This is a genomic window from Mesorhizobium sp. P2_F5 (genome assembly GCF_056403715.1).
The window spans coordinates 123010-146807 of the sequence record NZ_JBFUEY010000017.1 but is presented as its reverse complement, the minus strand read 5'-3'; the positions used below and the strand labels follow the sequence as shown (position 1 = coordinate 146807).

The 23798-nt window shown below is 60.0% G+C and carries 16 protein-coding genes, 1 tRNA gene and 3 pseudogenes; 7 read left to right on the top strand and 13 right to left on the bottom strand.

Annotated elements, in window-relative coordinates; genetic code table 11:
* Positions 1-1546 (top strand): annotated as a pseudogene (locus AC1DYO_RS22085) (RTX toxin); the annotation flags it as partial.
* Positions 1547-1725: 179 nt separating this feature from the next.
* On the opposite strand, the gene AC1DYO_RS22080 reads toward AC1DYO_RS22085, so the two are convergent.
* The 6 genes from AC1DYO_RS22080 to AC1DYO_RS22055 form a co-directional block, all read right to left on the bottom strand.
* Positions 1726-1968: a hypothetical protein gene (locus tag AC1DYO_RS22080; protein ID WP_477266616.1), complete on the bottom strand. Its 243-nt coding sequence runs from the start codon at positions 1966-1968 to the stop codon at positions 1726-1728.
* An 83-nt stretch (positions 1969-2051) separates the two neighbouring features.
* Positions 2052-3047, bottom strand: a complete 996-nt coding sequence (locus tag AC1DYO_RS22075; protein WP_477266615.1) for a nucleotidyltransferase family protein — start codon at positions 3045-3047, stop codon at positions 2052-2054.
* The gene (locus AC1DYO_RS22070; protein WP_477266614.1) at positions 3044-4204 is read right to left on the bottom strand and encodes a PqqD family peptide modification chaperone; all 1161 of its coding nucleotides are present in this window, start codon (positions 4202-4204) and stop codon (positions 3044-3046) included. The genes AC1DYO_RS22075 and AC1DYO_RS22070 overlap by 4 nt, the downstream gene beginning before the upstream one ends.
* A 96-nt stretch (positions 4205-4300) precedes the next feature.
* Positions 4301-5305 carry a hypothetical protein gene (locus AC1DYO_RS22065; RefSeq protein ID WP_477266613.1) on the bottom strand — a complete coding sequence of 335 codons (1005 nt, stop codon included), beginning with the start codon at positions 5303-5305 and terminating at the stop codon, positions 4301-4303.
* An 8-nt stretch (positions 5306-5313) separates the two neighbouring features.
* Positions 5314-6147, bottom strand: coding sequence for a hypothetical protein (locus AC1DYO_RS22060; protein ID WP_477266612.1), 834 nt, complete (start codon positions 6145-6147; stop codon positions 5314-5316).
* Between the two features lie 43 nt (positions 6148-6190).
* Positions 6191-7471, bottom strand: a complete 1281-nt coding sequence (locus AC1DYO_RS22055) for an O-antigen ligase family protein (protein ID WP_477266611.1) — start codon at positions 7469-7471, stop codon at positions 6191-6193.
* Positions 7472-7880: 409 nt separating this feature from the next.
* Between AC1DYO_RS22055 and AC1DYO_RS22050 the strand changes: the two genes are divergently transcribed.
* Entirely contained in the window at positions 7881-8129 is a 249-nt protein-coding gene (locus tag AC1DYO_RS22050; RefSeq protein WP_181060090.1) for a hypothetical protein, read from the top strand.
* A 93-nt stretch (positions 8130-8222) separates the two neighbouring features.
* Here AC1DYO_RS22050 and AC1DYO_RS22045 read toward each other — a convergent pair whose 3' ends face one another.
* The gene (locus tag AC1DYO_RS22045) at positions 8223-8810 is read right to left on the bottom strand and encodes a sugar transferase (RefSeq protein WP_477266621.1); all 588 of its coding nucleotides are present in this window, start codon (positions 8808-8810) and stop codon (positions 8223-8225) included.
* A 551-nt stretch (positions 8811-9361) separates the two neighbouring features.
* On the opposite strand from AC1DYO_RS22045, the gene AC1DYO_RS22040 reads away from it, so the two are divergent.
* Positions 9362-10444 carry a hypothetical protein gene (locus tag AC1DYO_RS22040; RefSeq protein ID WP_477266610.1) on the top strand — a complete coding sequence of 361 codons (1083 nt, stop codon included), beginning with the start codon at positions 9362-9364 and terminating at the stop codon, positions 10442-10444.
* 151 nt (positions 10445-10595) lie between these two features.
* Here AC1DYO_RS22040 and AC1DYO_RS22035 read toward each other — a convergent pair whose 3' ends face one another.
* Complete coding sequence (locus AC1DYO_RS22035; RefSeq protein WP_477266609.1) at positions 10596-11354, bottom strand: LuxR C-terminal-related transcriptional regulator; 759 nt, start codon at positions 11352-11354, stop codon at positions 10596-10598.
* An 874-nt stretch (positions 11355-12228) separates the two neighbouring features.
* The gene (locus tag AC1DYO_RS22030; protein WP_477266608.1) at positions 12229-12468 is read right to left on the bottom strand and encodes a hypothetical protein; all 240 of its coding nucleotides are present in this window, start codon (positions 12466-12468) and stop codon (positions 12229-12231) included.
* 989 nt (positions 12469-13457) lie between these two features.
* On the opposite strand from AC1DYO_RS22030, the pseudogene AC1DYO_RS22025 reads away from it, so the two are divergent.
* The 3 genes and pseudogenes from AC1DYO_RS22025 to AC1DYO_RS22015 form a co-directional block, all read left to right on the top strand.
* A pseudogene (locus AC1DYO_RS22025) lies at positions 13458-13550 on the top strand (sulfate adenylyltransferase subunit CysD); the annotation flags it as partial.
* 14 nt (positions 13551-13564) lie between these two features.
* Positions 13565-15496, top strand: coding sequence for a sulfate adenylyltransferase subunit CysN (gene cysN / locus AC1DYO_RS22020; RefSeq protein ID WP_477266607.1), 1932 nt, complete (start codon positions 13565-13567; stop codon positions 15494-15496).
* Positions 15477-15585 (top strand): annotated as a pseudogene (locus AC1DYO_RS22015) (3'(2'),5'-bisphosphate nucleotidase CysQ); the annotation flags it as partial. The gene cysN and the pseudogene AC1DYO_RS22015, both read left to right, overlap by 20 nt.
* Before the next feature lie 68 nt (positions 15586-15653).
* Here the strand turns inward: AC1DYO_RS22015 and AC1DYO_RS22010 are convergent.
* The 4 genes from AC1DYO_RS22010 to AC1DYO_RS21995 all read right to left on the bottom strand — a co-directional run bounded on the left by AC1DYO_RS22010 (position 15654) and on the right by AC1DYO_RS21995 (position 19340).
* Entirely contained in the window at positions 15654-16079 is a 426-nt protein-coding gene (locus tag AC1DYO_RS22010; RefSeq protein ID WP_477266606.1) for a hypothetical protein, read from the bottom strand.
* Between the two features lie 419 nt (positions 16080-16498).
* Complete coding sequence (locus tag AC1DYO_RS22005; RefSeq protein WP_477266605.1) at positions 16499-17848, bottom strand: calcium-binding protein; 1350 nt, start codon at positions 17846-17848, stop codon at positions 16499-16501.
* Positions 17849-18457: 609 nt separating this feature from the next.
* Positions 18458-18534, bottom strand: a tRNA-His gene (locus AC1DYO_RS22000).
* Between the two features lie 347 nt (positions 18535-18881).
* Complete coding sequence (locus AC1DYO_RS21995; protein WP_181058537.1) at positions 18882-19340, bottom strand: phasin; 459 nt, start codon at positions 19338-19340, stop codon at positions 18882-18884.
* 299 nt (positions 19341-19639) lie between these two features.
* Between AC1DYO_RS21995 and AC1DYO_RS21990 the strand changes: the two genes are divergently transcribed.
* A complete protein-coding gene (locus tag AC1DYO_RS21990; protein WP_477266604.1) occupies positions 19640-23629 on the top strand; it encodes a PAS domain S-box protein in 3990 nt (1329 codons plus the stop codon).
* Positions 23630-23798 lie beyond the last annotated feature (169 nt).

Here is a 23798-nt window from a genome sequence, read left to right as displayed (position 1 = left end):
GTCGTCGATTAATCTGACAGTGACGGCAACCTCGTCCGACGGAAGCACCGCCAACCGGGCCTTCAGCCTCGCCGTCCTCAACAGCCCTGAGCCGGTCGCCTTCAACTCCTCGCCGGATGCCAACCCCGCCGCCAACCAGATCGCCGAGCTTGCCGCGGCAGGTGCACCCACCGGAATCACCGCCTCGGCCACGGATCCCGATGCCGGCTCGACCGTTACCTACAGCATCAATGACTCTCGCTTCGCCATCAATTCCAGCAGCGGCGTCATCACGCGCTCAGCCACCGGCACGCTCGACTTTGAGACCCAGCCGTCGATCAATCTGACAGTGACGGCAACCTCGTCCGACGGAAGCACCGCCAACCGGGCCTTCAGCCTCGCCGTCCTCAACAGCCCTGAGCCGGTCGCCTTCAAGATCTCGCCGGATTCCAACCCCGCCGGCAACCAGATTGCCCAGGACGCCGCCGCCGGCACGGCGATCGGGATTACCGCCGCGGCCACGGATCCCGATGCCGGCTCGACGGTCACCTACAGCATCGGCGACTCGCGCTTCGCCATCAATTCCAGCACGGGTGTCATAACGCGTTCGGGTACCGGCACGCTCAACGCGACGTCCGAGCCGTCAGTCGCCCTCACCGTCACGGCCACCTCGTCCGATGGCAGCATCGATACCCATGCCTTCAACGTCAACATCATGGCCCACCAGCTGCCGACGTCGGTGACCCTGGCACATACTATCCCGACTTCGCTGTGGTCGCCGCCGAGCCCCGACCCCACTGATATCGTCTATATCTCCCACTTGGGCACGCTGCTTGTTGCCGACAGCGAAGTGGAGGAGATGTCCATTTTTACCGGCAAGAATGTCTACCAAACGACTCTGAGCGGCAATCTGGTGGGAACACTCACAACCGTCAATTTCTCCGACGAGCCCGCCGGGATCGCTTATAATCCTGCTAACCACCATCTCTTCTTCGCGGACGATACCGGCACGAAGAGCGTGTACGAACTGAACCCCGGCAATGACGGACTTTACAATACGTCCGACGACATCGTGACCTCGTTCAGGACGTCGGCATTCGGCAGCACGGATCCGGAAAGCGTTGCCTATGATACCAAACGTGGCGTCCTGTATGTCGCGGATGGCACAACGCACAACATCTACACCGTCGCACCGGGTCAGAACGGCAAATTCGACGGCGTCGCGAGTACGGGCGGCGATGACATCGTGACGAGTTTTTCTGCTTCCGCGCTGGGAACCCCAGGTGATGCAAGCATCGCGTATGACCCGGGCAACGATCTCCTCTATTACATTCAGTCGCCCAAGTCAGTGGCAATGGTTACAACGACAGGGGATCTGTTGGGTACGCTCGATATCTCCTCGGCCCACGCGAAAAAACCGGCCGGATTGGCGCTGGCGCCGAGCAGCGACGATCCGACCCACCATATGAGCCTCTATATCGTCGATCGGGGCGTGGACAATGACACGAACCCAACCGAGAACGACGGCAAGATCTATGAATTCCATTTTAATGATTGGCTCGTCTGAACCGGCACGGCGCGACGGCTCGATCCCTCGGCGCGCACGTCACGCCGGCCGAAAGCCGCGCTGATTGCAGTTCGGGATGGTGCCTATGCAATGTGAGGCTGGTCCGGGCTTCCAAATGAAAAGGCTGGAGCCCTATGTCCTCAAGACGCTGTTTTCAGCGACCACGATGCACCAGGAGCTTACGCCTGACCGGGGGGACCGGAGTGAATATGGTTCTTGTCTCCCCAACCATTGCCCGGTTTTGATCCGCCCGATTTGGCAATCGCCCTGGAGTTCAAGCTTGTGCCGAGCAAGAGCGTCACTGCCGGCGGCGTAACCGCTGCAAAACGCCCCGCCTTCTTGAGAAATTCACGGCGCGCTTGAGCCTCCGAGACCAGGGTTTCCGGCGTCCGTTCCGAGCGTTTTGTGCTTTCAGTTGACATGTCAGACCTCTTCACAAACTTTCTCAAATTCACAGCTTTCACCTTAGGCTCGCTGATACGGGGGTACTAGTTCCCCAAAAGGCTTAGATTTTGGTACGAGGGTTGAAGAGCGTGCGAGCGATGCGACGCAAGAGGTCGGACGGTCCACGTCGCGCCAAACCGTAGGCACGTGAAAACCGCCATGTGCCCCACATCAAATTGCCGGCCAGGCGCAGCGGGGCGCCGATGATGGGGTGGGTCGCCGTGAAGATGCGCCTCCAGTGCTGGAAACGGACCATTGGGCGTTGTGCACATTTTGCCGGGATTCTGGTCCCGAAGAAATGGTGCAGGGCCAGCAGCTGGGTGTCGAGCGCATTGCGGGCGCTTCGATCCGACATGGATGCCTGCAGTGCCGTCCAGTCCACGCCGTCGCTTTCCGCCAATCTGGCCAGATCATGAAGGTGTCTGAGATCTATCCTTCCGCGCCAATAATCTCCCTCCTTGAGAAGGTCGTGCACCATCCAGTGCAGGGCGCGAGACTGAGCAGACGGAATTTTCACCCGAAGGCCGTCTCGCTGAACGAGCTTGGGGGGGTCAAAGCCGTTCGCCCGGCTCATCCGGAGCTCCAGCATGCCGGCGTCCTGCTGGCGGGCCATGCCTCGAGCGCCCGCCACATCGACGTAGCCAAGCTCTTCGAGACAGGTTCGGGCGATCGTCTCTTCGGGCGGTTCCACGGCTAGATCGAGGTCACTCATCATCCTGCTGGGAACCCGGCCGGCCGGCGAAAGGAACAGGGGAACAGCCCCCTTGAGCAGAAACGGAACGACGTCGCGGCTGTTGAGGGCCGCAACGGCTTCATGCAGTTGGATACGCAAGCGCAGGTTCCGTTCCCGATTGCAGTCGTGAACGAACTGAAGGTACTCGCGCACGTCCTGCGGAAGATGGTGGGTCTGTCCGGCGCGCGCGAGCGACGAGAACAAATCGGGTGTGAGCAGGGTGTGATTGGCCAGAGCAATCACGGCCCGCCAATCGGTCCGGTCGGTCGGACTGCCGCGCAGCCCGGCGACCAACGCCTCAAGCGCGACGCCCCTGCTGATCATCGGCACGCTTTCGTGATCAGTTGTACCGCATCATCAAGCCTCGAATAGGTCAGGCAATAGGTTTGCGCCGATCCGATGAGTTGGACCAGGACGTCAAACGCTGTGCCGCTCAGCTCTCCGCCGGGTGCAAGCGCGCCGTTGAGAAGGCCGCGCAATGCGTGAGCTGGATCGACCGGCTCCAGGCTAGCTTTCGAGTCGCGACCTCGACGGAGCAGGACCACACGGCCGATGGGGAGGGGATCAGGAGGCAAGGGCACGAACGCCTTGGGCACGGCAAACCGTACACGCCTGCGATCTGGGCGGCGACAGACCGGAACGGCACCGAGGTCGGGGCAGTATTCGGCCAGCAGCGGCCATGCTCCCGCCTTGACTGCCGGGGCAAACGGAAGGCCAATGCCATGCCCCCTAGAGTCCAGCAGCGTCACATCATCGGCGGCAAAGCCAAATCCTGCATGGACCAATGCCAAGGTCAGCGTTGTCTTGCCGGCGCCCGGATTGCCACAAAGAAGAACGATGCGTTCATTTCTGAAAAGCGCTGCCGCATGGAGAGCAAGCTCGTAGGCGCCGTAATCCAGAACCTCGGTCAACAATTGCCCCTTCAGCATGACGGGTAGTTCGTCGAGCGAGCAGGACAAAATCCACTCGCCATCCCGCAGCAAATGGACCCGCCCCCCATGTCCGACCACCTCGAGCAGAACGTCGGCAGTCTCTCTTTTGACCTCAAGGTGCTGAAACACKGTGATCGCGGGAAAGGCGCAAGCTGCCGGATAGACGATGCGTATGTTGAGGCCCGCAACGGAGACCACTTGGCTCACCGCCTTTTGAGCTGAAGAAGCAGACGAAGGCGCGAAGGGCCGTATCAGGTTCAGCCGCTGCCAATCCTCCAGCGCAGTCTCGACATGCCTGTTTGCCTCAAGTCTATCAACGCCACTACGCGCCATCTCGGCCGAGATGGCTTGCGGTGGCATGCCTTCTTCCAGAGAGCGCCAGATGTCGGCAGCCGTATCGTTGACGGCGAAAATGGCCTGCTGGGATGAACTGAACAGGAGGTTCTGTCCCCTGACGCGTGCCAACCGCCCCTGGATCACAAACATCCCAAGACTGTGGTCGGCGGGGCCGGACGCCATGGTTCTGTCAATCGCCTCGTGCTGGTTCATCGCGGTGATGGTCCAAGCTGTTGTTGCAAAGCAGGTTACATGCGAGCGCCACAAGACTTCGCAGTTCGGATGATCATTGCCGACGGCTGCGACTTCTCACAGCACTTCGTCGGAGAACCGAACCACGTCCTGGTGCGTCGCGATCCACTGTAAATGCGCCTTGTTCCAATGTTTGCGGGCGTCGGCGCCCGTCAGCAATCTGAAACCAGACGGCGGCAGCGGCAATGCGGAGGGGATTGGCTCGTCGGGCAGCCACAGCAACACGTTGTCCCGACTTTCAATCGTCAGCCGCCATGTTCTTTCCAGGCGCCGGAACCCACGCATGTTAGCCGCAGCCAATGCAAAAACCGATCCCGTGATCCTCAACCTGGGTGACTGATCGACAGCTTTGATCGGCGCCTGATGTGTGATTTCGCCCTTGGAGAGAAAGGCGTGCATACGGATTAGGGATCCATCGATCCGCACGGTTTCCCCTGTTCCGTCCCGTTCGTTTGACGCAGGATCCAGGCTGATCCCGGAGAAACATCCGTCGAACAGGCAATCTTCGACGATGCCGCTGAGGAGATAGTCGTTCTCCACCGCATCATCCCTGATTTCGCTGAGCCAGCACCCTTTTAGGCGAAAGCCGTCAGCGTGCTCGGCAAAACGAATGCCATCCCAGCAGCGGCGCGCACGCACACCCTCTATTGTCGCATTGGTGGTTCCGTCCCTGACAAGCACAGCCGCGCTGTTGCAGTAGGTGTCCCGCCAATCAGACGTTAGCGGCACCCGGCCGTCGAAGCGGCCGCCGACAAAGCGAACGCCGGGACAGTTGCGGATGACGACGGGATAGCGATTGACCGGCAACGGCCCCTCGTCGCAGCCCATCATCGCGCTGGGATCGTTGTTTCTGCTGTTGGCAACTGTGAAAGCAGCATTGCGAGCGTCGATGGTTGCTCCCGGCTGGAGATTCCGGATCGATTGCTGTTCGAAGCCATACTCACCTGCCAGAACGATCTCGTTGCCTTGCGGCGTCTGTCCGCCTTGCGCTTGGAACGAGCTCGGCAACAGGGCGATTACAGGATAGAAGCCGGCGACGCCCATGAATGAACGGCGGTCCATGCTCGTGCTCATTGACCTACCGAATCGCACAGCCGATGCCGTTCGAGGCAGGCCAGCAGCACAGCATCGAGAACCCTTTCGGCGACGTCTTCGGGTGATGCGAACCTTTCCACGACGACCGCCGCCAGCACGCCGGCGTGTTCTTCCGTCCCCATCCCCCCCTCAAGATCGGCCGCAATCTCGCGGCAAGCACGGTCCGCTGTCGACCAGAGATCAAAGTCGCGGTCAGGAGATGCCCTTTGCATCCGCGAGGACCGATCGCCCCTTTTCTGAAGTCGATCTCGTGCCACGCCGACCTCGCCGCGCAGATGGACAAAAGCTATGTCGTTCACGCCAATGGCGAACAGAATATCAAGCCACTTCTCGGATGTTGCCCGATGCCGGCTCTTAAGCAAAATGGACAAGAACCCCTGCAACAGACCCTGATCCATGATGGCAATGGTATTCTTTTCTGCTCTCTCGCTTTGGACATAGGCAACCAGAAACGAAAGATTCCAGATGACTCTGACTGCATCGACAATTGATGATTGCCCGCTTTCGAGGACAAAGCGCGCAATGCGCGCGAACAGGGAGCGAAACTCACGATCCTTAAATCTTGGTGCAACAATACCGATCCTATAAATCTGGCGGCCGATGAAATTTCTTGTCTGCCACGCTATTCGCGCATCACCGACCAACGGACCGCACCGACGCAAGCCGTTCGCCAACAGGGTGGATGCGGTTGTCTTTCCAATTCCGGGGAGACCAAAGAACTCCACAAATCGGATGTCTGTTTGAAGCGCGCATGGTTCGACGCTTGGCGGCAAGCCAGCCGCCAGGTCACGACCTGTGTGCGTAGTCATTGGATTCAGGTGGTAAAGTTGATTTTTCGGAAGATTGAAAAGCTCAATGTTGAAACAGCTGGGACTCGGTCACCGGGTACAACTGTGGACGCTCAAGACCGGTCTGCAGTGATCGTTGCATGCCGCGGTAGAAGATGAGCAAAGCCAACGGCAGCCAGAAGAAAGCCGCAGTTGATGGACCGAAGGAATCGCTCATCTGGTTTGCGACGATGTAGTTCCACAGGGAAACCGACGCTCCGAGCACCATCACATTCACTTCCGTCGCCTGGTCGCTCCCCCTGTCATTGCCGAACAATGTGCAGAGGACGGCGCTGACCAGATACGCCAAGACAACGAGAACCATGATCGACACCAACGCGAGTCCAGGCACTCCCAGTGTTCTGAAGAAGTCGATGAACAAATTGTGGCTATGGGGAGCGATATCGCCCACCGGCTGCCCTGCCCCCACGCCCATGAACGGATGCGACAGGCCGAGATCTATCGATATGGACCACAGGTGCTGTCGCGATACCACCGAATGCGCCTCGCCTCCGGAAAGTTGAAGAGCCAGAAGGTTGTAAGCCCGTGGGTTCAGGGACTGCAATGCCATCAGGCTCACTTGGAGCAATATCGGAGCGGCAACGGTTCCCACGATTATTTTTATGGGACTCTTCTTTCTCCTGATCAGATATATACTGTATAGTCCGAAGAATGCACCGAGTCCCGCCACGCCGAGAATGAAGTTTGTCTTTGAACCGGATTTCACCAAACCCAAGAGCACCGCAAAGAGGCAGCCCAAGAGAAGAACTCGATGCTTGCGAGATGAGACCATCTTCGCGGCGATAAGTGGCAGACCGGCCGACAAGGCGATCCCGAGCTGGTTCGAGTGCTTGAAATAGCCTTCGGCCCGATCGGCGAATCTGGCATCGCCCAGTCCGATTGCGACAAGACAGGATGTTACAACGCTCATGATGACTATCGCCATCACAACCCTGTCGACTGCCACGAGACCCTTTGGTCTCGTGGAGATCGCTGCGACTGCTGGAATAATCGCGAAACCAAACACTTGTGCGAAAACCGCGCGCATCGTCCTGAGCGGATTGTCTGCGTAGAGCATCGACAACAGGGACAGAATGATGATGAAAGCAGATATCGTCAGCACCGCAGTCGCCAAGGTCGCTTCGACCCGATGGAGTCGTCTTGCCGTTTCGGCATAGGCAACGATGCTTAAGAGGGCGCAGAACAGAGCCAGCAAGAAGGAAAGCGAGCCATCCGTTCCGGCAATCCGCGTTGCGCCAGGGAACCAGATGGACACGATCAGCAAAAGAACGGATGCCTGCAGCATAGATCAGATGTCACACTGAAAGCATTGTGCGGAACTTCGCGCCGACACAGCCCTGCCCCGACGCGCAACGTCCAGCGCCTTGTTGTCCTGAGTAGCAGCACCGATAAACACAGGCTCAGCGTCCCGGCGCGGATTATATTTCATTGCATGCTGCCGCATGGCGGGTGAATCTCCGCATACCTATTTACAAGCAGCGTAGGCTCGGCGGGTGGACAAGGAAATGAGCGAAAAGGGGGCATTTGGACAGGGTGCTCTACGCCTTTTGTGCAAAGCGGCGGAGTTGCAGCGATTTCCGCCACTTGATTGAGCTTCGGCGAGACTGTGCAGCCGGATTGAGTGTTGGTGCCGATTCGCAGATGTGGGAGACTTGGACATGGCACACTGAGTCTTCCACCCATAGGAGATCGCCGTGCTTTGGGGCCTTGTCGCCGTCGGTGTGATCGGCATTTTGCTGGGATTTCGTTTTCGAGCAGCTGCGCTCATTATCATGACCGCGGTGACTGTCGTGGGCGGTGCCGTTGCAGGTGGCATCGGCAGTGTATTTGATTGGCACCGCCTGGTTTCAATCCTACTTCTCGTTGTGGTTCTGCAGTGCGCCTATTTGCTCGGCCTCTTCCTTGCGGCCATGTGGCGCCGTGACATGTCACGTAAGCAGTGACGGTCAGCAGCTGCGATTTCTTCGCGCCCGGCGCCGCATCTGTTCGCGATGGCAACGACATGCATCAGGGCAAGAATTCGCCATGCACTTTAATCAAGACGCACGGTCGAATTTCATCACGGCGAAGACAGTCCGGAGGAGAATGACGACGTCGGCCCAAAGGGACCATTCCCGCACATAGCGGCTGTCGATAGAGACACGACTGGGATAATCCATTGCGTCTCTGCCCGTCACCTGCCACAGGCCGGTTAGCCCGGGCCGGGTTTTTAGATAATCGATCGCACAGGAGCCGTAGCGTTGTAGTTCGTCGGGAACGACCGGACGAGGGCCGACGCAACTCATCTCGCCGCGCAGCACGTTGATGAGTTGAGGCAGCTCATCCAGGCTCGACTTCCTGAGAATGTGCCCCAGGAATGTGATGCGCGGATCGTTCTTGAATTTCCAATTCTGCTCCCACTCCTTGGCGGCTTCGGGATTGCTCGCGAGATAGTCGGCCAGAACGCGCTCCGAGTTGGCCACCATGGTCCTGAACTTGTAGCAGGCGAAACGCTTGCCGTTGAACCCGACTCGAGTATGTGAGAACACCGCCGGCCCCCCGTCGGTCACCAATATCAAAAGGGCAACCGCCAGCATCACCGGAGCAGCGAGAACAAGCGCAATCAATGCGACAGTCATGTCCATCATCCTCTTGCGCCGGCCTCCAAGTGGACGGAGGGTTTGTCCGATGCGGATGCCGGGCCTGCGGCGCTTTATGTCGAATGCGCTGATTGTCACGGGTTTTTACCAAGAAATGCTGCTGATGTTGGCCCACTTCACTGCGGCTTGTCATTGTCGGCAAGAGAAGCAAAGGAGGTAGCGTCATACCCTGCGCTCGTTACCCCTTTGCCTGATAGGCGCGTCGGCGGCGTAGCGTCGGTAAGCCTTCTGATCAAACGGCGTATCACCTGCACCCGTTTGCTACAGTAGCAGATCGACAGGTTCGGCTGTATTGCGGAGCCTGCATTCTAATTCGTTCGACGACCATAAGATCAAAGCGCCAACCAAGTTCAGGCCGTCACGCTCTGGCAAGGATAGGATATAAAGGAACCACGTTTGCTAAATGCGCAGGGCCGCTCAGGCGTCCGTCAAGGCGATGCAGGAAGTGCACATGCATCGCACTTGAGGCGAGACCCGGCAGGCTGTTGATCGCTCAAAGGATATCGCCGGCCTATTGATATTGGGGAGCGCGCAACGTGGTGCCCAGCTTGATGCCTTCGTCACGTGATTTTCCCGCAAAGTCGTTTGCTGGTGATGTTGCGGAAATCGACATTGCCGGAGTACTTGCTATCGTGCGCAAGCAAATAGCCTCGCTTGATCTCGATCTTTCTGGCCTCACCGTGGTCGTTGGCGCTACGACAGGATACCAAGCGGTGACCGCCACAGTGGCGGCGCTCGCCAATGCCAGCCGTGTCGTTGCGCTCACCCGCATCTCCTCCAGACATCCGAGCTTCGCGGCAACTGCAGACGCGACGTTGGCATTTGCCAAACACGCCAAGGTCGCCGAACGCGTTGACGTGACGAACCGCATCGACAGCCGAAAATGGCAGGACGTCGACATCGTTACCTACGGTCTCCAGGTCGGGCCGATTTCGAGATCGCTCATCGAACTCTTGCCCTCGCATGCGGTTGTTTCGCTGATGGCTGAACCATGGGAGCTTCGGCCGGGTGTTGTGGACTTCGACGCCTGTGACGAGGCCGGCATCAAGGTTGCGGCTCCCAATCTCAGCCACCCAGCTATAAACTTGCTGCCCGAATTTGCACGGTTGTGCTGCATCTTGCTCGACGATGCCGGTGTCGATCAACGTGCCGCGAGGATCGCCATCGTCAGCGACACGCCCTGTGCACCATCCCTTGAGCATACGTTACGCGAGGGTGGGGCGAGAGTAAGTGTTTTTTCCCATCCCGTGCTCCTGACCGACGATGCATGGGATGTGATCGTGGTCGCGATGAGGCCGTCCGACAAACCACCAATGGACATCAACAGCCTCGGCCGTATTGCTCAGAACTCGAGCCAAGCGCTGCTGGTGCAATTCAGCGGCGGGATCGATCGCTCGGCGGCCAGCTATTTCGGCCTCAGGATCTGGCCACCGAAGCGGCCCACCCGCGGTCAGTTGGGCCTTCCACTTGACGTACTCGGACCGGCTCCAATGGTCCGCAGACTGACGGGTGGGCTGAAGGCCGCCGAAGCCGCATATCGGGGCGCGGAGCTCGGAGGGGACAGCGTTGGATTTCTGGTGAAGGCAGGGTCCGCCACGGTTGGCCGGGAAAGTGCCTAAATACCAGCCGAGAGTGCCTGTCTCGCGAAAAGGCTCGGACGAGACGATCGACCTTCGGTTAGATTAGAGCGGCGAACCGCTAGTCCCGCCGTTTACGCATCCAGCAGTTGTATTGCTAGAGCCGTCCAGGCAAGGGCCGATCGAGGCAGCTTCAAAGCAACATCTGTCTAAGTTTGTACGCTACCTCCGTGCGGTTCGTAGCCTTCAGTTTTTTCATGATATTACGGATGTGAACCTTGACGGTACTCTCGCAGAGGTTGAGTTCGTAGGCAATTATCTTGTTCGCCTTGCCTTTCTTGAGCGCCTCCACGACCGCCGCCTCGCGTATAGTGAACATACCGGCGAGCGGACGGGCACCGTTTGCGGATGAGTGGATGATCTCTCGGAGCGCCAGCACGCAGCTGGCGGGTACAAAGATCCCTCCGGCGCGAGCGAGACCAATGGCCTCGGCAGCGACCTTCACCGTCACGCTTGTGGGAATGTAGCCACGGGCGCCGCATTCGAGTGCGGCGAGAACCTCCGCCGGCTCGTCGGAATCCACCACGACGATTACGGGTACGGCGCCAATCTCAGCAATGAAATGCGCAAGTTCCGCCCGAACACTCTGGTCGGAGACCTTTCTGGAACCAAGGATGACGAGGACCGCAGACGGCTCCGTTTCCCCGGCAATGTGCTGGATTTCGTCGAGCGATCCTACCGCGCTAACGCGCAAAGTGGGATTGTGTTCGACAAGGCCACGAGCAAGGCATTCACGCTCAAGTGCTCGCTTGTCGACAATCATGACAAGACCTTCGCCTCGATGTCCGTCTTCGAGATCGGACTTGCCAAGGCCATTTGCGCCCGGCATTTGCCCGTTGTGTAACGGTCTTATCGCGTCATTCGAAAAATCGGAAGTTTGGGGGTGTGCCATCGACTTACCTACTCCTCTCCGCCGCTGACTTTGCCTTTCTCCTTTTGGTTTAGCCCTCGCAAAAGCTTGTCAGCGTGAACTGATACGCTCGTTTATCGTGTGTCAGGCTGCTTAGGTCTTAGGAATGGATTTAAGGAGTAGGACATACGTCGCCCCAACGCACGGACGTATGGCTTCCCTGCCCTTTAGAGGTAACCCAACCTGCAAGGCATACTACGATGCTGTGGAAAAGACGCATTAATCCTGGTTAACAATTTGTAATTATATCTTAGCTAGCTAATATGTTAAGCCCTCCAACCCTCCAACAGCCTGGAATTGCACAGGCCGGATGCCACACCAAAAAGTGCATGCGGAATTGTCTCAACCTGAGAAGTGCAAACTTGCGATTCGGAGGAGTCGGGCCGCGATTTTAGAAAATCGGACTGACCGCTGCCGGTCCACACTCCCTTTGGCGCATCCCATGCTGCTCGAACCTGATTCGTCGTAGGTCAAAAGGAGATATGCGCGCAGGACCAGAAAAACGCTCCGTAATCTATGCTGGCCGGGAGACCGCCACTTCCCCGGCCTTCAGGGACCAGCGTACGTCCCATTGTTCCGCCGAACCGAACTTTTCCCCATTCCGCCGGCGCCGCCGAGCACCTCGTGGATCCACGAGGCATTAAAATCCGGCGACTCCTTCTTGCCAGCCTCGCGTGCTGCACGACAGTTTTCTTCATGCCCTCCAGGATGCTCATGTTCCATACCGGTTCGACGAGAGGCAAATTCTGACCTTGCGCGATGTCGGTGTTCGTAGGCTGATTGCCATTGGCATCATTCAAGGTGAGGATCTGATCCGTGCCTTGCACACGGCGACTCGTCTCATCGTGAAACGCCTTCAGATCGCCGTTGGCGAGAGTGGCCGATTTTGAGAGACTTCAAGAATGGTCTGCAGGTTGGCAAGCTCTTCGTCGACCACCAGCGAGACTTGTCGCGCCGTCCGCAAAGCGTCCTGTTCGAAGCGGCTTTGCTGTTGCACCGTATACTGGAGGAGAAGATATGCGGCGAACAGCCAGCCCGGCAGAACTGCCGCGGCGATAAGACCAAGCAGACGAGCTCGAGCCGATCGACGAAGCACGCCCGTACCCTCTTATTTTTGAATTCGCTAAAGCATAGTGGCAAGCGGCGAAACGACAAGGGCTAGCTCTGGCGAACCAAAGGCGGTCGGCGACGGGATTTGCTTCTGACGCACCGATGTACCAGATCAGCAAAACGTCACGAAGGAGCACAAGAAGCGATGAGGCATTCAGCGCGCCGTGAAAACGGAAAGCGAGGCCATTCCTACGCCGCCACTGTTCCCCCTACTCCGTTTTAGTCAGCGCCAGTGCGGCTTCTCGAATATGCTCACAACGCCGGCGCCACCGGTGTATCGGTCTCCGGTTGACCCCCGAATTGTTGCGCTCGTACCTCGTTCGTATGCTTTGCACATATCTAGCATGATCGCATATAGTCCCCCAGCCCCCGGCGCCGTTTCTCACAAACTGCCCGTCGGTTAGGCCCGGTGTCCTCGCCCCATCCCAACAAGGGGTCCCGGGCCGCTCCATCCAAGTCCTCGTTGACTAAAGGCCCGCCGCCCCATTTGCGAGACGACGGGCCCTCGCCCATCCCACACACCTATCAACGCAATTGCGGTGCCAGGCGTACTGACCCATAACGGGTCGCATTTGGCCCCACGGCGGACGGGCTTCACATCAGGGCTGGCAGCAACGATAGTCTCAGCGTGATTGGCATGGGATGGCGCCCCACCACAGGGCCTTCGTGATCAGAAGCCTTGCAATCCGAGTTAGGCGGACCTGACCCATTGAATGGACCATTTCACGGACGCGCTCCCAATCTTCTTGCCTGATCCCCCCGGAAGCGCAGATCGCGAGAAGACAGCGGCGAGCAGGAGGGTTATGAAGAGCCAGTGATAGGCTTGGAGATGACCATGTCCATCAGGGACCAGATCGGATCGCCTGGTATATTGCAGGGCCGCCTTTCGGATTGCATCGCGCGACGGACTGCCGTGGATGAGAGCCGCCGGACGCCGATCCTTAATCTGTCCTTGTTCCGCCGCAGTAAGCGCTATTCACCGAGGTACGGCCGGTGGTGGAACGCGATGGCATGCTAATCCCCAGAGATGACGAGCGCATGAAATTGCGCCTCGACGAGAAGCGCGAAGGATACTTTTAGCCGTGCGCCACATGGCAAAGAGCCTTGCACCCACCGACGGTGTTCGCGACTATCTGGCGGCGCAGGAAAAGAAGTCGCTGCTGCGCTTCCTCACCTGCGGTGCGGTCGATGACGGCAAGTCGACGCTGATCGGGCGCCTGCTTTCCGACACCAGGCAGATTTTCGAGGATCAGCTCGCCGCACTCGAAGGCGATTCCCGCAAGCACGGCACCACCGGCGACGACATCGACTTCGCGTTGCTGGTCGACGGCCTCGAGGCCGAGCGCGAGCAGGGCATCACCATCGACGTCGCCTATCGCTTCTTTGCCACCCCCAAGCGCAAATTCATCGTCGCCGACACACCTGGCCACGAACAATACACCCGCAATATGGCGACCGGCGCCTCGACCGCCGACCTGGCGATCGTGCTGATCGATGCGCGGCAGGGTGTGCTTCGCCAGACCAGGCGCCATTCGATCATCGCCTCACTGCTCGGCATCCGCCATGTCGTGCTGGCCGTCAACAAGATCGATCTTGTCGATTTCGATCAGACGGTTTTCGACCGTATCGTCGAAGACTACGGGCAATTCTCGCGCGATCTCGGCTTCCAGACGATCGTGCCGATCCCGATGTCGGCCCGTTATGGCGACAATGTCAGCCGCCGATCGGAAAGCATGGAATGGTGTTCCGGCCCGACGCTGATCGAGCATCTCGAAACCGTGTCGGTCGCCGAAGCGATGGTCGAGCTGCCGTTCCGCTTCCCGGTCCAATACGTCAATCGACCCAATCTCGATTTTCGCGGCTTTGCCGGCACGATCGCCTCCGGCTCGGTTGCGCAGGGCGACGAGGTTGTTGTCGCCAAGTCCGGCAAATCCTCGCGCGTCAAGCGGATCGTCACGCAAGGCGGCGATCTCACCCAGGCGGTCGCGGGCCAGGCCATCACTCTTGTGCTCGATGACGAGGTCGAGGTCTCCAGAGGCAACATGCTGGTGTCGCCCGCGGCGCGGCCGCAGGTCGCCGACCAGTTCGCCGCCAACATCGTCTGGTTCGACGAGGCGGCGCTGCTGCCTGGCCGCTCCTACATTTTGCGCACCGAGACCGACCAGACCAGCGCCACCGTCACCGATCTGAAATATCGGATCAATGTCAACAACTTTGCCCATGAAGCGGCAAAGTCGCTCGACATGAACGAAGTCGGCATCTGCAACATCTCGACCCGCGCGCCGATCGCCTTCGACACCTTCGCCGACAATCGCACCACCGGCGCCTTCATCCTGATCGACCGCATCACCAACGCCACGGTCGGCGCCGGCATGATCCTGCATACTTTGCGCCGCGCCGAAAACATCCACTGGCAGTCGCTCGATGTCGGCAAGCGCGGCCGCTCCGACCTGAAGAGCCAGCGCCCGGCCGTGTTCTGGTTCACCGGGCTTTCCGGCTCGGGCAAGTCGACCATCGCCAACCTGCTCGAGAAGAAGCTTTTCGCCTCGGGGCGCCACACCTACATTCTCGACGGCGACAATGTCCGCCACGGCCTCAACCGCGATCTCGGCTTCACCGATGCAGACCGCGTCGAAAACATCCGCCGCGTCACCGAAGTGGCCAAGCTGATGGCCGATGCCGGGCTGATCGTCATTGTCTCCTTCATCTCGCCGTTCAGCGCCGAGCGGCGCATGGCGCGCGAATTGATGGCCGACGGCGAATTCGTCGAGGTGTTTGTCGATACGCCCTTCGAGGAATGCGCCCGGCGCGATCCGAAGGGCCTTTACGCGCGCGCACTGAATGGCGAGATCAAGAATTTCACCGGCGTCGATTCTCCCTACGAAGCGCCGGAAAACCCGGAAATCCATCTCAAGACACTCGGCAAATCGGCCGAAGAGATGGTAGACGCCCTAGAGCACTGGCTGAACGAGCGCGACATTGCCGAAGACCAACATGACAGCGGCGGCATCTGACGGCAGGCTGATGCTCAAAATCTTCGAGCGGCTGGCCTTGGCGGCCGGACGCGAGGTGATGCGTGTTCTACACCGGCTGTGGGGTCGACTGGGAGAAGCCGGGTATCATGGGCTCTTACCGATGCAATCGTTGTCGCTGCTCTAGGCGACCTCAGTGTCACATTCTCTCCCTGAGCCAATTGAGAAACCTGTTCCCAGCGATTGTCCGGCGGACTCTAGCGGCAGCCCATTGCCCTTTTATCGTGGTCCCGACATGGCAACTGCAGACGATGTCGTGCAATTCCCAGTCAGACAGTTCGAAGAAGCGCTTTGCTTCCCCATAGGTGTCATCCTTCAGGCCGACCGCACGCAGTACCGGATCCTCGAAGGCCACTGTGATTGGCGAGCCCGCGCTGCGTGCTGCGTCGCGGGCTTGCCACTTCAGATGCTCAGTGCCAGTCAGCGCTCCCAAGCATCGCTCGGGATGTTCTTCCAGCAACTTTGCCCAGCGCTCGATGCGCTGTTGCCGGGTCATGATCGGGTATGTCGACAAGGGTTCCACTTCTGCGATTGTCTGCAGTTGGCTTATGGTTTGGTGTTTCATGGTCGGCTCCTTTTGATCGAAGTCCCCTTCTCAACAAAAATTATCGCGCCACGACGCGCTGACAAGGCCGGGTAAGCGGATTCTCGACAAGACAATCGCGATTGCCAAATTTTGACTAATACTGCGCATTGCTCCGCCGCTGCCGACGCTCGAACAGACCCACGTCCCACCGCAAAAAGGGCGAGTTCTTTCCAGCGCTGGCGTCATCATCAGCGCCTCCCTCGATACTCACGGTCCGAACTACTTATGCACCGTTGCGACCTGGGAACCGTTTGAGCGCAGGCAAGCCCACATGGCGAAACCCGCCACCGGCAACTAGATGGGCGCTATCCGCCGCCATTTCTGATCGCTGTCAGTGGCAACAGGAACACCCGTGACGCGCTCGCGCTTCCTTGTGCCATGTGCGATCGCATGAGCGATCAAACGACGAACACGTCGTGATAGGTCAGGGCCGCTCCGGGCTCTAGGTGGGCGATTTCCACCTGCGGGATCGATTTCGAGCCGTCGGGATCATAGGACAGAACGCCCGTGGCCCGGTTGTAGAGCAGGTAATCGTTGCTGTGGGCGGCGTGTTCTCGCAACTCGAAATACGACGAGTTCACCCGCGTCGGGCTGGACAAGGAACCGGCGCCGAGCTTGGTGAAGACGGCGTTGTCGAGATAGAGCGAGTCATCCGCCGCGTGGAAGTCGGTGAGTGTGTCGACATTGCCGGGGCCATAGGCCGTATCAAACACGAAGGTGTCCTCGCCCCTGCCACCGGTCAGCACGTCATTGCCACCCAGGCCCCGCAGTGTGTCGTTGCCAGCCAGGGCATCAAAGGTATCGGCCGCGCCAGTGCCGACAAAAGTATCGTTCCCGCTCGTACCGTGGGTCGGTTCGGTCGGCGGGATCGGAGGTGACGGTATCGGGTCGGTCCCGTCATGGGCTGTATGCCAGGCCGCCTTGGCGTTGGCCCAGTAATCGCGGGCCGCCTGACCTTGAAGGACCGTCCAGCCGGCGGGCGGCATTGGATAATCCGCCGGCAGCGGCGTGTCAGAGAGGTTGAGATAGTAATTGTCGTGCGACTCGACCGTCTTGTCCCAGGCATGCTGCAGCCGCGCCTGGCCGTTGTGGTGAACGTCGGTGATCGCCACCACACAGTCGATAAAGTGCAGGCTGGGCGTGATATCGTTAGCGCCTGTGCCATTGTCGAGTTTGAATGGCGAACCGTGGGTCATCACGCCTTTGCGAAGGTACTCTCCCATGCCCAGAAGCATGCCATCCATGGTGACCGTGTTGTCAGACCCATCAAATTCACCGTCGCCAAGGCTCACTCCGGAAAACACGTGATCGAACAGGGAATCCCGGATGGTGCCGCCGATGACGTCGTCGTCCTCGACCGCGTCGTCTCGTGAGTTGCCGACATAGGAGTCTTCGATGAGGAAGGTGCCGGTGCCGCCGACACGGATGCCATCCCAAGGCTGGGTGATTGTCCAGTCGTCGATCGTAAAGCTGTGGGCTGAATTTATACGGACTGCGGCGGAGTTGACGTAGATGTTCTCCCAGTCGCCGGTTTGGGAGACCGTGCCGTTGATCGTGCCGCCGAAAGCCAGGAGGTTGTCGCCGGGGTTGACGACCGCGAAGGGATAGAGGTTGGTGGGGCTTCCCTGATTGGCGACGATCCACGAGGCGCTGGTGGCATCGATTATGGTGTCGGCGGGCAGACCGGATACTTTATATTGGCGGTAGCCATAGTCGCCGCTCAAGACAATGGTGTTCGTATTGGCCATGCTTGGCCACCTTTCACACCCCTCGCCCTTTTCGCCACGTGCCTGAAGCCAGAAAAGCCCGCTCACATCAGAGCCCCGTCGGCGATATCGCGCAAATCACGAAATATGACAAAATACCGGACACCCACGTCCAATTACAGCGCCCCGCAGGATAAGTACGTTGATCCCGCCATAGGGCTACCACGACCAGTCGGCTAGCCATCTCGTTGACGAGCGCAAGCGCCCGCGCAAAGTCGCCCCTATCTCGTGATTCACTCACGACGTGAATGTCGGGGTCAACTCACGACATCGGACATTGGAAGTTCAACGTCCGCTACTGGCACGCGGCGCATTGCCGCCGCCAGCTTGTTGCGAAATGAGCGTCCGCTTCGGGTCACGACCCACCCAATTACACGTCGTTGCCGCCGATTATCGCGCGCATCGTTGCAAGGTCTTTCGAAACCAGAAGGCTTGAGCTACGTGTGATGGGTGCCATCAAGGCGGAGAAGAGGCCGAACCTATCTGATAAGTATCACAATAGGCAACACACAGATGAGTAGAATGATGCGAGAAACACGGCCAGATATGTGAAATTCGCTATAAAACTCAATGGCTTACAGGATAAGCCGATGGTACCGTTGGCTGGGATCGAACCAGCGACCTCCGGATCCACAATCCGGCGCTCTAACCATCTGAGCTACAACGGCACGTTCGCCTGAGCCAGATCGTGGTGAAAAATTCATTCTCCGAGATCCGCTCTGTCGTTCGGCGATGCGTCCAATACGGTCTATCAGAGTCTAATTCAAGGCCTTTGATAAGGCAAAGCCGGTTCTGCCAACAGGCGCCGGTTTTCTTCGGGCAAAAGAAAAGGCCGGCGGGAGGAGGTGCCGGCCTTTTCCTGTTACGAGCCAGCGGGAGGAGGTGCTGGCTGGTCACCCCGGAGAGCAGAGGGAGGAGGTTCCACTCGCCGGGTATTCACTGGACAGCTCTATCGCACATCTATTTGTCTGACGAAATGCGACGTTTTGATGCATCGTAGAGTTGTGCGTAATTATTAGGCGGCCTTGATGTCCTTCAGGGCCTTCTCGAAGGCGGTCTTGACCGGCTTCGAGACGTCTTCGGCAGCCTTGGAAGCAACGGCCTGAAACTCCTTGGCCTGCTCGACGGTGGTCTCGACGCGCTTGCGCAGGAAGGCGGTCTGCAGCTCGACGACTTCCGACAGCGACTTGGCGCCGATCAGGGCTTCGAGGTGCGAGAAGCCGGCTTCGGCATTGGCGCGCAGAGCGGCGATGGTCTTGAGCGACAGGTCGCTGGAAACGGTCTTGGCGGTTTCGAAGGTCGATTCCAGAACTTTCTGGGTCTCTTCGGCGCCGGTCTTCAGCTTGGAGTAGGCTTCCTTCGACTGCTCCACGCCCTTTTCGGCGAAAGCGCGGATCTGGTCGGTTGCCTTGGAAGCGTCGAAGCTCGGGAATTCAACGTTTTCGATGGTCTCAGCGGTCTTGGCCTTGGTCATTTTCCATCCTTTCGGGGGTAGCGGCTTTGACAAAAAGCCGTCTCGTTCATGTATGATGGCAATATAGCGGTTTTTTTGTGCGATGCAATATCTTTGTTGCAGTGCACCATAAATTTCTTCCCGTACGTTACCCTGGGCATTACCCAAGGGCCGTTAACCAAGAGGCCAGAGATTCCCCCCGCTTCCCGCCATGGCTTGTGGACCTTCGCCGCGCGGGCTTTTATTAACAAAGCGTTAACTGCAAATTGCCCGCCTTGTAGGTTCGCCAAGAGGTTTCACCGAAAGGGTCCGCCAAGCGCATGCCTTCCGAGAACTACTCTTTCCTCGATGTCGCCGTGCTCGACGCGGTCCGCCAGCGCTTTGCCGCCGGCGACGCGATCGCGATTCTGTCGGCTGACCTCGAACAGGTGATCTGGGCCAACGGCCCGGGCGCGGCGGTGTTCGGCTATCCCGATATCGAGGCCATCATCGGCGCCTCGGCACAGCTGCCGCTGATTGCCAGGCGGCAGATCATGGCGACCTCGGGCTTCCCGCAGATCGGCAGCGACCGCGCCATCACGGTGCGGCTGGCGACCGGCATGACCAGCCGCGCCGTCGGCTTCCTGGCCAGTGCGGTGACGATGCCGGACGGCGAAAGCGCCATCATGCTGGCGGTGCCGGCCGCGCAAACCGGATCGCGCAGTGCTGCCGACATTGCGGCCCGCGCCATCAGCGGCTTTACCGAGGACGGCCATTTCATCGCCTTTGTCGACGCCGCCGGCACTGTCGAGGCGGCTTCAGACGGTTTTGCGGCGCTCACCATCCGGCCACAGACGCTGGCCGCGCTTGTCGCCGATGTGGCGAGCCAGGACGACCGCATCGTCAAACGGCTGGTTCCCGGCGGCACGACGTCCTATCCGGCGGGCTTTGCCCGTCTGACCGAGTCCAGGCATCTGCTGGTGGTCATAGACGAGGATCAACTCGGAGAGGAAAATCCTGTCGGTGCGCTGGACGCCGAACCGGCTGCAGCGCAGGAGGACGTTGGCCCGACACAAGCCGCTGCGGAGAACACGGCAGCGGTCGATGCGGTGGCTGACCAATCCGTCGCGGTCAGTGATCAGGGCGCACCACTCACGGCCGCACCTGACGTCGCCGAGACAATACCGGCTGCGACGGACGATGATGCTTCTCCGCCAACCGATGCAAAGGCACGCGATCGCGAGCAGACGACCGGCCGCGAGCAAGCGGCGAACGACAGCGCGCCCGCGCAACACGATCATTGGTACTTCCATGCCGGCGAAGAACCGCGGGCGAGCGAGCCGGACAGTCCGGCACAAGTCGAGCCGGAATCAGTTGTCCCGGCCGAGAATGCGCAGCCGGACAGCGCTGCTGCCGCCTCGCCCGCCCTGCCCTCCGACGTAGCCCCACCGGCTGCGCCCCCCGCCAAACGTGAGATCGACCGCTCGGCGCCACCGCTGCGTTTCGTCTGGCGCACCGACGCTGACGGCAAGTTCAGCGCGCTGTCGCCGGAATTCACCGACATTGTCGGCAAGCCCGCCGCCGATGTGATCGGCCGCCGCTTCAAGGATGTTGCGACAATTTTCGGCCTCGATGCCTCGGGCGAGATCGCGGGCCTGCTCGAACGGCGCGACACCTGGTCGGGCCGCTCCGTGCTGTGGCCGGTTGCGGGCACCGACCTGAAGATACCGGTCGATCTGGCCGCACTGCCCGTCTATGGCCGCAGCCGCGCCTTCGAAGGTTTTCGCGGTTTCGGCGTCGCCCGCGCCAGCGATGCGGTGGTCGATCCGGAAGCGATCGGCATGGCGCTGATCCCCAATGGCGCGCCGCTGGCAACAGCCGAACCGGCCCAGGAAGAGACCGTCGCGGAAGCTCCCAAGGCGACCGATCCGTTCGAGGGCGAAGTGCCGGCGCTGACCATCGTGCCGAAGCAGGAACGGCGCTTTGCCGACAAGGTCATCCGGCTGGCCGAGCATCGGCAGCCGGCCAATGATAAAGGCCTGTCGACGCTGGAGCGCAGTGCTTTCCGCGAAATCGGCGAGCGGCTGAAGAAGGACAATCCCCCGCCGGAGCAGCCGGAGATCACCAAACAGGCCGAATCTGCCAAGCCGGATCAGGTAACGCCGGATCAGGCCAAGGGAGATCAGCCCAAGCCGGATCATGTCGAGGCGAACCAAGCTGAAACGGCCGCGCCAGCCCAGCAACCCGCCGGAGCCTCGAGCCCGGACGAAGTCCCCCCGACTGCCGCAGCTGAACCATCGGCAACCGCACCCGAAAGCGAAATGGCTGAAGCCGAGCCACCGGAAAGCGATGCCGAGGACGAAAAGGACCTGGCGCGGCTCGACGGCGCGCTGCCGGGCGACGTCATTGCGGACAGCGAAGCAGGCGAGGCGAAGGCGCCGACAGTGTCGCGCTCGCTGCTCGATTATGCCGATCCCGAACCAGGCTCCGTCACCGGAGAAAGTACCGAAGCTACGTCTTCCAACAGCGAATCGGCGCCGGCTTCCGAGCCGGATGAGACGAAAGAGCAGGAAATCGTCGAGGCCAAGGAGCCACATCCGGCTGTTGCCGAGGCGCCGGCCGATGCCGGCGAAGACGACAGCATGACTGCGGCCGATTTCCGCGATGCCGAGGACAATGAGGATTGGGCGCCGGCCGACGAGGCGACCGGTTCGCCTGTGAAGGACGAGGCCAGGGCCGGCGATGCGGACACCGCGCCGGCAGAGCCGCCGCGCCTGAAAGTGCCGCCGCTGAAACTTGAAGGGTTCATGCCTTCGGCGTTTTCAGTCGGAGACGAACACAAGGCCCCTGATACGTCGATTCTCGGCAAGCTGCCGGTGCCGCTTCTCATCCATTCCGGTGACGAGCTTTACTACGCCAATGAGGAATTCCTCGGCCTGACCGGTTATGACACGCTCGACGCTTTGAGCGATGCCGGCGGCCTCGACGCGCTGTTTGCCGATCCCTATTCCGAGACGGCCGACGAAAGCGACCACGCGCTGCGGCTGAAGGCGCGTGACGGGCAGGAATTTCCGATCGAAGCCATTTTGCGTTCGGTACCGTGGCGCGCCGGCAAGGCACTGATGCTGGTCGTACGCCGCACTGGCGACGACGAGGCGCCGATGGTCGCGCATGTCGCGGCCGAGGAGCAGACGCAGCCCGACGTTTCCGAGCTCAAGTCACGCGTTGCCGAAATGCGCACCATCATCGACACCGCGACCGACGGCGTGGTGCTGATCGGCCGCGACGGCGATATCCGCTCGATCAGCCGTCCGGCCGAGGCGCTGTTCGGCTTCGACAGCGACGAGGTGACCGGCAAGCCTTTCGCGTCGCTGTTTGCCATCGAAAGCCAGCGCGCGGCACGCGACTATCTCAACGGACTGTCCGAGCCCGGCGTGGCGAGTGTGATGAACGATGGCCGCGAGGTGATCGGGCGCGAGGCGCAAGGGCGTTTCATCCCGCTGTTCATGACCATTGGCCGGCTGCCCAACGACAGCGGCTTCTGTGCCGTGGTGCGCGACATCACGCAGTGGAAGCGGGCCGAGGAAGACCTGACCCAGGCGCGCGCCGTGGCCGAGCGTGCTTCATCGCAGAAGACCGATTTTCTCGCCCGCATCAGCCATGAGATCCGCACGCCGCTCAACGCCATTATCGGTTTTTCCGAACTGATGGTGGACGAAAAGTTCGGCCCCGTGGCCAATGACCGCTACCGCGACTATCTGCGCGACATCAACCGCTCGGGCAACCATGTGCTCGACCTGGTCAACGACCTCCTGGACATCTCGAAGATCGAGGCCGGCCAGCAGGAGATGGACTACGAGGCGGTGTCGCTCAACGACACGCTGGCCGAGACGGTGGCGATGATGCAGCCGCAGGCCAATCGCGAACGCGTCATCATCCGCTCCAGCTTCGCCTCGCGGCTGCCGGAAGTGGTCGCCGACCTCAGAAGCGTGCGCCAGATCGCGCTCAACATCCTGTCCAACGCCATCCGCTACACGCAGGCCGGTGGCCAGGTGATTGTGTCGACCGCCTATGAGACCTCCGGCGATGTCCTCATGCGGGTGCGCGATACCGGCATTGGCATGAGCCATGCCGAGATCGAGCAGGCGTTGAAGCCGTTCAAGCAGATCAATGCGCTGAAGCGCGGGCGTGGCGACGGCACCGGTCTCGGCCTGCCGCTGACCAAGGCGATGGTGGAAGCCAACCGCGCCCGCTTCACCATCACCTCGACGCCGGGCGAAGGGACGCTGGTCGAAGTCGCCTTCCCGTCGACGCGGGTGCTGGCCGAATAGGGCCTAGCCTTTCGGAACAGACCATCCTGAACCGGCACAAAGAAAAGGCGTCCAACAGGACGCCTTAATGGAATTTTGCTGTCACAACGGGGCTTGAGCGAATCTGATCCTCAGGGGACGAGGAGCGGGATTTCTCCCTCAAGTTACGTGCGACTATCGACGCCGGGCC